We start from the raw sequence: 8,124 nt of genomic DNA, 5'->3' as shown, positions 1-8,124 counted from the left end.
ACTCGATCGCGTATACCACTGTTGTAATTTGCGTGATGGTAACATTCTAGCCCATCCCATTCATTCCAAACGACACCTTTACTTCTACCATCTTTTTCAATACGCATTACTGTTTCAGGAACCCAGTTATCATTGGCAATTTTAAACCAAAATCTTTTCCCATCCCATGCAGTCTCTAAATACACATGCCCACTGCCAAGAGGAATCTTTCCTACTACTTCCGCAAGTTCATTTGGTTCTTTATACACCCAAGATTGTCGCTCTACACATTGTAACCAACCTAAGTTATTAGTTAACCAATCAGAAGGTAGCGTCACGTTTTTACGTGTATCTACATCAGTAGGATCAGAACCATTTCCAGTGTTACCACCGTCTCCTTTTCCCAGATAGTCTAACGGATTCACAGCATTACTCTTATTAATATCCCAGCCACCTTTATGCATTTCAAAATGCAAGTGTTGGCCACTAGAATCTCCAGTGTTCCCCATAACTCCAATAGTTTGTCCTTGTGTAACATAATCCCCTACATTCACCGTTCGAGAACCACTACGCATATGAGCATATACAGTTTCCCATTTGACCCCATCAATATTATTCACAATCATAATACATTCACCATAACTAGATGAATAATAAGAGCGACTAACTTGTCCACTAGCCGCTGCATAAATCGGATGATAACCTGGTTCTGCAAGGTCTACCCCATGATGATCTGGTCTGCTGCCTCTAAAACCACTTGTTACCCTTGTTGTATCTGTTGGATAAATAAATTTTGCCATATTAATCTTCCTTTCTATTTTTCACACCATATAAAAAAGGTACTTACATAAGCACCTTGATTTACTATTTATATATTTTTGGCCTATATACTAATTTTTCATACTATAAGATTGATAGAAAAAAGTTCTCCGTCGTTACCTTACATCAAGATTTCCTTTAACCATGTATTGTTTTCAAAATATAATGTATGTTTAACACATCCAGATATACTTTAGTTTTCTCAGGTGACTTTTGTGAAGTACTTCAATAAGAGCACTATCTTTTTTAGCGAATCCAACGAATGATTTTTTCGTCAAACTCTACCCACCCTTTATCTGTAATGTAAATCCAGTTGTTATCCCTAAACTCAATTACCCATTGACCTACACCTACTCGATCGCGTATACCACTGTTGTAATTTGCGTGATGGTAACATTCTAGCCCATCCCATTCATTCCAAACGACACCTTTACTTCTACCATCTTTTTCAATACGCATTACTGTTTCAGGAACCCAGTTATCATTGGCAATTTTAAACCAAAATCTTTTCCCATCCCATGCAGTCTCTAAATACACATGCCCACTGCCAAGAGGAATCTTTCCTACTACTTCCGCAAGTTCATTTGGTTCTTTATACACCCAAGATTGTCGTTCTATACATTGTAACCAACCTAAGTTATTAGTTAACCAATCAGAAGGTAGCATCACGTTTTTACGCGTATCTACATCAGTAGGATCAACTCCTCCGACAAAATCTACATACTGTTTAACAATTTCAGCATAGAAGAAATTTCCACCATTTTTATATTTATAGCCACCATTGTATGCCACAGCGATAGGATGACTATATCGAATCATTGCGCCAGTGCTATTTCCAAGAGATGGCGCAACAACAGTTTTAGAATACTGTTCTGCCACCTGCAGTGAATGCTGTTTATTGTTAGAGGCTAACCAACGGATGTAAAAACGCCCAAAATTATATGCTTGAACAATTGCACTTAAATCTGTAATACCATATTTTTTTGCATCTGCAAAAGCTCCTATTAAGTGCATTACCCCGTAATGAATTGAATCCTTAGGATTGTCAATTGAATTCATCGGTCTCCCTTGAGATTCACTTGACTGCATAATATCGGGCGTCTGTTCAGCATCACCATCACTTTCCACCATAATAATTCCTAATACATAAGGTACTAACTCAGGTACCCCTTGTGCATTACATTCATTTTCTACCATTGTCTGCCATCGGAGGACCCGTTGCGGCAAATTCTTTGTCTTAACTGACGCAGCTAACATACCCATTACTAAACATCTCCTTATTTCCCTATTATTTTTGGACCAAACACTACTATTTTACTAAGTACTTTTAACTTCTAAATACCTATTAACCTATTGAATTACTCCATAGTACTTAGCTTCTTTCACAACAAAAAGAGCAACCATAAAATAGTTGCTCTTTCGTCGAAATCTTATATTACTACTATAAATCACTTTTTCAATACTTTCTGTACACTGCATGTAGCCTACAAAAAGGTAACATTAAAACCCCTCTAAAAACTTGACAATCTTTCTTATTTCAGCATGTTTTCGTCGGATATAGCCTGTACTATAATGCAAGTCAAACGCTATTTGTTCTAAAGTCATTCCATCAACATACTTCATTTTGAGTATTTGATGATCTAATCCTGCAAACTTATTAATTAAAACCTTTAAATTGAACATTTCATTCATCTTATATCCTAATTCATATTCAATAGCTTCAATCCGATCTTCTACTTTAGCCCCATCTGATTCAGCAGTTAATCGTACATTTTGCAAGTCCCCACTAGTCCAGCGCTTTAACTCTACTTTTGATTTATCTAAATTATATTCTAAATATGCGATTTCTTCTTCTAGTTTCTGATAATCCTTCAGCCAGTCAAACATATAATAATCCCCCTACTTTTCTTTATTTAAATTCTGTGTTTATTGTAATCTCCAAAGTTAAGATAACCTTTATTATCAATTTATAAAAATTTATAAATGTTTCTTATGATTTATATTTTTTTAATAAAGCCTTTAATCTCTCACGCTCTTCATCTATAGTTGATTGAGTATTTTTTTGGGATTGTTCCCTAGGGTTTTCACCTTCTTTTTGATGCAACCATTCCGGTACCATTTCAATTCGTTTGATATATCCTGAACCAATTTCTTTTTTATTCTTTTTAAGGTCAAACTGTACATCTAATTTAGCAATATCATTTAGTGTTTTTACCCCTTGGATTTCCCAATTTTTAAGAATTCCACGTACATACCTCCACTTTGGTACGTGTTCATCAATAGATCTATTTACTGCCTCAAGAATCAATTCAATTCCCAATGCTCCACAAAATCCACCAAGCTCTGGTATAGCTGTTTTACTTAACGGAATACCGTTTTTCAGAAAATAGCTATAAGCTATTTTAAAATCTTCATCCATCAATCTTTGTGATAGTGATTTATCTTGATTATCATGATGATAATTTGTATTTGGTATATCCGTATTTAGTTCTTTAGTACTTTGTATATCAGTATTTAGTAGCTTAAGGTTTTCCACCGGTAGGTTCCCAGCAGCAGGATTATCAACAGGTGGGTTTTCCACTGGTGGAAAATCATCCAATGGGATTTCATAAATAATAGTCTCCCATCTAACAATTTTGTTTTTTACATCTTTAATAGGAAATCTCTTAATATATCCGTACTCTTTTAATTCTTGCATTCCAGTTCTTAAGCTATTAATACCATCTTTTGCGTGCTGGGATAATTCTTCCCTATAAAACACCCAATCATCTGGAAGTGTAAGTATATATGCTAATATCCCCTTCGCCTTCCAAGAAAGCCTTTTATCTTTTAAACCCGTATTATTAATAACGGAATAATTATTATCTTTTTTAACTCTAAAAATCCCCATAATATTTACCTCTCCATTATTGTTAAGATCAAATACCTACAATCGATATTCTGTACTAACTATTACTAACTTCCCTATGATGAAACCTACTTTTTATTCCTTTTAAACCAACACGATGTTAAAAAGAACTTTAAGTTCGATTTATTATTAAAAAAAATATCATCTATACTCATATCAAAATACTTAGCAATCTTCTTAGCTGTTTCCATTGATGGGGTTCTCTCTTTTTGATCAATCATTCGAATATACCGTTCAGTCACCCCACAATAATGAGCAATTTCTTTATATATATTTTTTTGCGGATTGTACATTTTATTTCCCATTATTCCACCTCCAAAAGAACAATTAGTTCTAAATACAGATTACAGAACTAATTGTTCTGTGTCAATGCAAAAAAGAACAATATGTGCTAAAATATATTCCAAAGAGAACACTTAGTTCAATTAAAGAGGTGAAAAATGTGATAGGACTTAGATTAAAATCCTTACGAAAAAAGGAAAATTTAACACAAAAACAACTGGCTGAAAAAATTGGAGTATCCCAAAGAATGATAGGTTATTACGAATCAGAAGAAAGATTCCCTCCACATGATGTTCTAACTAAATTAGCTGATTGCTTTTCGGTTTCAGCTGACTATTTACTAGGACGAGATGTCACGGACGAAACAAAGAAGCAATTAACGTCAAAAAACGAGAAAGACATAGCAAAAAGAATGGAAGAAATAAAAAAAGACCTTCAAGGAGAAGATGGCTTAATGTTCTCTGGTGAACCAATGAGTCAAGAAGCTGTAGAATCACTATTAGATGCAATGGAGTACATTGTAAAACAAACGAAAGTAATCAATAAAAAATACGTGCCTAAGAAATATCGTAAACCAGACGATATTTGATGCGAGCTTAGGAGGAATACATTGAAATTTGTCATTAGAGATCTAGTCCAACAACTTAGCACCCAATACAACACGAAAAACCCCTATGAGCTTGCAGATTACTTAAAAATACATGTACTAACATGGAATTTACATGAAGAAATAAATGGTTTTTATAAATATGAAAAAAGAAATCGTTTCATTGTTATTAATACTAATTTATCTGCATCTATGCAGAGAACTGTTTGTGCTCATGAATTAGGACATGCGGTTCTACATACTCATGCAAATACACCTTTCCTGCGTAAGAATACATTCTTTTCCGTTGATAAATTAGAGATAGAAGCAAACACGTTTGCTGCGCTTTTGTTAATTGACAAAAAGACCATTCAGCCTGATGATACAAAAGCATGTATAGCATACAAAAATAATATTCCAGTTGAACTGTTGGAATTTTACAAGCCTTGCTAAAGGAATTAAGACATTTTAATTATTGGTTCAAACACTGACGAAAAAAAGAGATTATTCCATCATTACAGCATAAGAAATGAAATAATATCTATTGTTTAAAATTATGTAAGTCTTCTTTTTTGTGCTATACTTTTTTTGAGTCTAGTAATCGTCATTTTACGGTAGCCCTCAAAACATATATAATAAGGGCTGCTATTATTTATTAACTGAATTTTCTGTTTTTTATTGAGAAATGTTATATGATGGATTTAGTCTTATCTAATTTCTGTTATGATATTTATTAAGATATATCATATATATATATAGGTTGAGGAGGATACTATGAACGTTTCAGTTAAGGGGAACGATAAGATTACACAGCTTTTAAATGAATGGTATATAGAAATCCGTGCAAGAAGAATTAGTCAAGCGCATAGACTGAAAGAAGAGATTGATAAAGAGATTAACAATATAGAAGAAGATCAGAATCTACTATTATATTACTCCCTTTTAGACTTCCGCTTCCAATACATTGTAGACAACTTAGGTGTCTCTGCAAGTAGTTTTGATAAGGTTGAAGCATTTGAGATTCCAACAAACAACTTTTTAACTTACTACTATCATTTCTTTAAAGCAATACATACTTCGGGTATTGGTAACTATGCAATCGCAAAAGAACACTTTGACAAAGCAGAATCTCTTCTTAAATTAGTACCCGACGAGATTGAAAAGGCGGAGTTTTACTATAAATTAGGTGCTTTTCATTATGATATTTATGAATCACTTAACTCAGTTAAATATACGGCCAAAGCAAAAGAGATTTTTGAACAACACGAGAACTATGAACGTAACGTCGGGTTCTGTGAGAATCTTCTTGGAACTGCATGTACAAAATTAAAAGAATGGGCATTATCAGAAGAACACCTTATCAAAGCTATGGATATATTTCAAAAGCTTGATGAGGAAAAGTATATTCTTATGGTTAGACATAACCTAGGGTATATGTACTCTAGTCAAAACCTCTCTCCTTTGGCGATTAGATATCTTTCAGAAGTAATAAACCATAATCCTAAACATCACAAGGCAATCTTCTTAAAAGCTAGAGAACATTATAAATTGAATGAACTTGATATTGCGAAGGATTTAGTCGATAAAGGTTATAGCATATGCCTCGAATTAGGCAATACAGAGTATATCCATCTATTCTCTATTTTAAACTGCCTCATCTCAAATGTAACTGGAGAAGATTTAGAAAAGACTGCACTTGAAGGAATATCTTACTTTGAAAGCGAATCACTATATGAGTATGTGGAAGATAGCCAAGAGTATTTGGCTGTTAAATTCTATGAAGAAAGAAACCATATTAAATCAAGTGAATACTTCTATCTGGCCGCGAAGACACGACAAAAAATCAAAGAAAGGGAGTCCTTAAAATGAAAAAACTAGTATTAGGATTGATGGGCGTTTTAACAGCCTTAACTTTGACAACAGGTATTTCCTCTGACAAGGGTAACAATGAATCTGTTACACCTGTTATTATGATGATGGAACATGGAGATCACGGTGGTTGATATCCTATTTTAATGTACACAGAATAGATACTAATGCAAAGGGAAGAATGTTTTCTTCCCTTTTTATATTGCTCCACTTTGTATATGCTATTAATTCTTTTTAGCGAAAAATTTTTGTGATTTATAAAATAGCCCTCTTCCTGTAACGCGATTTTCATACGTGGATAACCATATTCTTTGTGCTTTACGTGAATCAATCGTAGTACCTTTATTAATCATTTCTCGGATTCTAGTCGCATGTTTTTCATACCTTTGGTATGAATACTTATAGTAACTTGAACGATGTGCACCCGCAAATTTCGTAAGCCATATAACTGGATATTTTGTCTTTAATGATTCAATGATATGATATCTCTCTTTATATTTTAGTACGCCTTCATTTAGAGATTTGGATACTGCTGTTTTAAATATTCAACCTTCGCCTTATAGTAGTCACGTTCCTCTTCAATCGTCCTAAAATAAACACGTTTTCCTTTTAGAGGGTTTGGTATACCTTTCATTCCCCCATTTTTCCCGTGAGTATCTGAAATCTCACCACATTCTTTAAATTTTTTGACCCAATTTTTAAGCTAGGTAGAACTTATAATCTGATATTTTTCCTTTATCATATTGTAACTTCCTTCTCCGTTTAAATAACTTTGAACAGCTGATAACTTTAATTCTTCTAAATAGGTATTAAATATCGATCTTTTTAGTCATGAAAAATCCCCTCCAGTTAATAGTGTAACATCCACGTGTTTACATGGTCTTTTTTACACTATCCACCTAAAGGGGATAATATCACAGTCGATCTTTTTCAAAAAATCTCTAAGCTCTAATATTGTCCATACTTCACTGTACGAAAATCAATACACTACTTAAATATTATTTTGCTTGTACAGAAACGTGTAATATAGAGTAATCTGGATTTAGAGTAACTACAGACTCTCCAGGGCTTATTGAATGTAGAGGACTTATAGCTATTTCTACGCTATGATTATCTTTTTCAAAACGATTGATATAATCCTTATTATTTTTTATAAAACTATCAATTTCTTTTTTTAATTCTGGATTTGGATTTACTAATTTATCAATCTCTTTATCAAGTGTGAAATTCGGATTTATCATATGCATCCAGTTTTTCGCTAGCTCAACAGTTGATTTGTCAACGACAAACACGAAATAGAAATTATCTTCATCCTTCCCAACAAACGAAAATGAACCATGAGAATCAATCATTCTTGGCAAATTAGGAGTATATAGATCAATTTCTGATGCTACGTATCTATATCTGAAATTCGCATTATATTTCTTATTTACTTCAGTAACAAGATTTTGACCTTGTTTAGAAATAGATTTCTCTCTTACAGGTGAAATTTCAATTGAATATCTATCAAAGAAAAAATCCTCTGTCACTAACGCATTGGGAATACCTATTGGCGTTACTCCTGGTTTTGTTTCTGGTTTTGTTTCTGGTTTTGTCTCTGGTTTTGTTTCTGGTTTTGTTTCTGGTTTTGTCTCTGGTTTTGTTTCTGGTTTTGTCTCTGGTTTTGTCTCTGGTTTTGTTT

General features: G+C 33.3%; 9 protein-coding genes and 1 pseudogene. 4 read left to right on the top strand and 6 right to left on the bottom strand.

Annotated features, from left to right (window positions below; translation table 11 throughout):
• The 5 genes from DT250_RS32510 to DT250_RS30880 form a co-directional block, all read right to left on the bottom strand.
• Positions 1 to 779, bottom strand: a 779-nt coding sequence (locus DT250_RS32510) for a M23 family metallopeptidase (protein WP_255450562.1), incomplete at its 3' end; no start/stop codon positions are given.
• A gap of 265 nt (positions 780 to 1,044) precedes the next feature.
• The gene (locus DT250_RS30895) at positions 1,045 to 2,061 is read right to left on the bottom strand and encodes a lysozyme family protein (protein WP_149214354.1); all 1,017 of its coding nucleotides are present in this window, start codon (positions 2,059 to 2,061) and stop codon (positions 1,045 to 1,047) included.
• 237 nt (positions 2,062 to 2,298) lie between these two features.
• Complete coding sequence (locus DT250_RS30890; RefSeq protein WP_149214353.1) at positions 2,299 to 2,685, bottom strand: hypothetical protein; 387 nt, start codon at positions 2,683 to 2,685, stop codon at positions 2,299 to 2,301.
• A gap of 103 nt (positions 2,686 to 2,788) precedes the next feature.
• Positions 2,789 to 3,688: a DnaD domain-containing protein gene (locus DT250_RS30885; RefSeq protein WP_149214352.1), complete on the bottom strand. Its 900-nt coding sequence runs from the start codon at positions 3,686 to 3,688 to the stop codon at positions 2,789 to 2,791.
• Between the two features lie 86 nt (positions 3,689 to 3,774).
• Positions 3,775 to 4,011 carry a helix-turn-helix transcriptional regulator gene (locus tag DT250_RS30880; RefSeq protein WP_149214351.1) on the bottom strand — a complete coding sequence of 79 codons (237 nt, stop codon included), beginning with the start codon at positions 4,009 to 4,011 and terminating at the stop codon, positions 3,775 to 3,777.
• A gap of 137 nt (positions 4,012 to 4,148) precedes the next feature.
• On the opposite strand from DT250_RS30880, the gene DT250_RS30875 reads away from it, so the two are divergent.
• From DT250_RS30875 to DT250_RS31965, 4 genes are all read left to right on the top strand, one after another.
• On the top strand, positions 4,149 to 4,577 hold the full coding sequence (locus tag DT250_RS30875) for a helix-turn-helix domain-containing protein (protein WP_149214350.1): 429 nt from the start codon (positions 4,149 to 4,151) through the stop codon (positions 4,575 to 4,577).
• 21 nt (positions 4,578 to 4,598) lie between these two features.
• Positions 4,599 to 5,027 carry an ImmA/IrrE family metallo-endopeptidase gene (locus DT250_RS30870; RefSeq protein ID WP_149214349.1) on the top strand — a complete coding sequence of 143 codons (429 nt, stop codon included), beginning with the start codon at positions 4,599 to 4,601 and terminating at the stop codon, positions 5,025 to 5,027.
• A gap of 321 nt (positions 5,028 to 5,348) precedes the next feature.
• Positions 5,349 to 6,443 carry a Rap family tetratricopeptide repeat protein gene (locus tag DT250_RS30865; protein WP_149214348.1) on the top strand — a complete coding sequence of 365 codons (1,095 nt, stop codon included), beginning with the start codon at positions 5,349 to 5,351 and terminating at the stop codon, positions 6,441 to 6,443.
• Positions 6,440 to 6,577 (top strand): hypothetical protein, encoded by a 138-nt coding sequence (locus DT250_RS31965; protein ID WP_000737575.1) that lies wholly within the window; start codon positions 6,440 to 6,442, stop codon positions 6,575 to 6,577. Before DT250_RS30865 ends, DT250_RS31965 begins: the two co-directional genes overlap by 4 nt.
• An 864-nt stretch (positions 6,578 to 7,441) precedes the next feature.
• Here DT250_RS31965 and DT250_RS32505 read toward each other — a convergent pair.
• Positions 7,442 to 8,124: pseudogene (locus tag DT250_RS32505) on the bottom strand (S-layer homology domain-containing protein); the annotation flags it as partial.

The sequence above is a fragment of the Bacillus sp. AR2-1 genome (genome assembly GCF_008368755.1).
Taxonomy (GTDB): Bacteria; Bacillota; Bacilli; order Bacillales; family Bacillaceae_G; genus Bacillus_A; species Bacillus_A wiedmannii.
The sequence above is the reverse complement of the archived record's forward strand: the minus strand, read 5'-3'. Positions and strand labels throughout refer to the sequence as shown.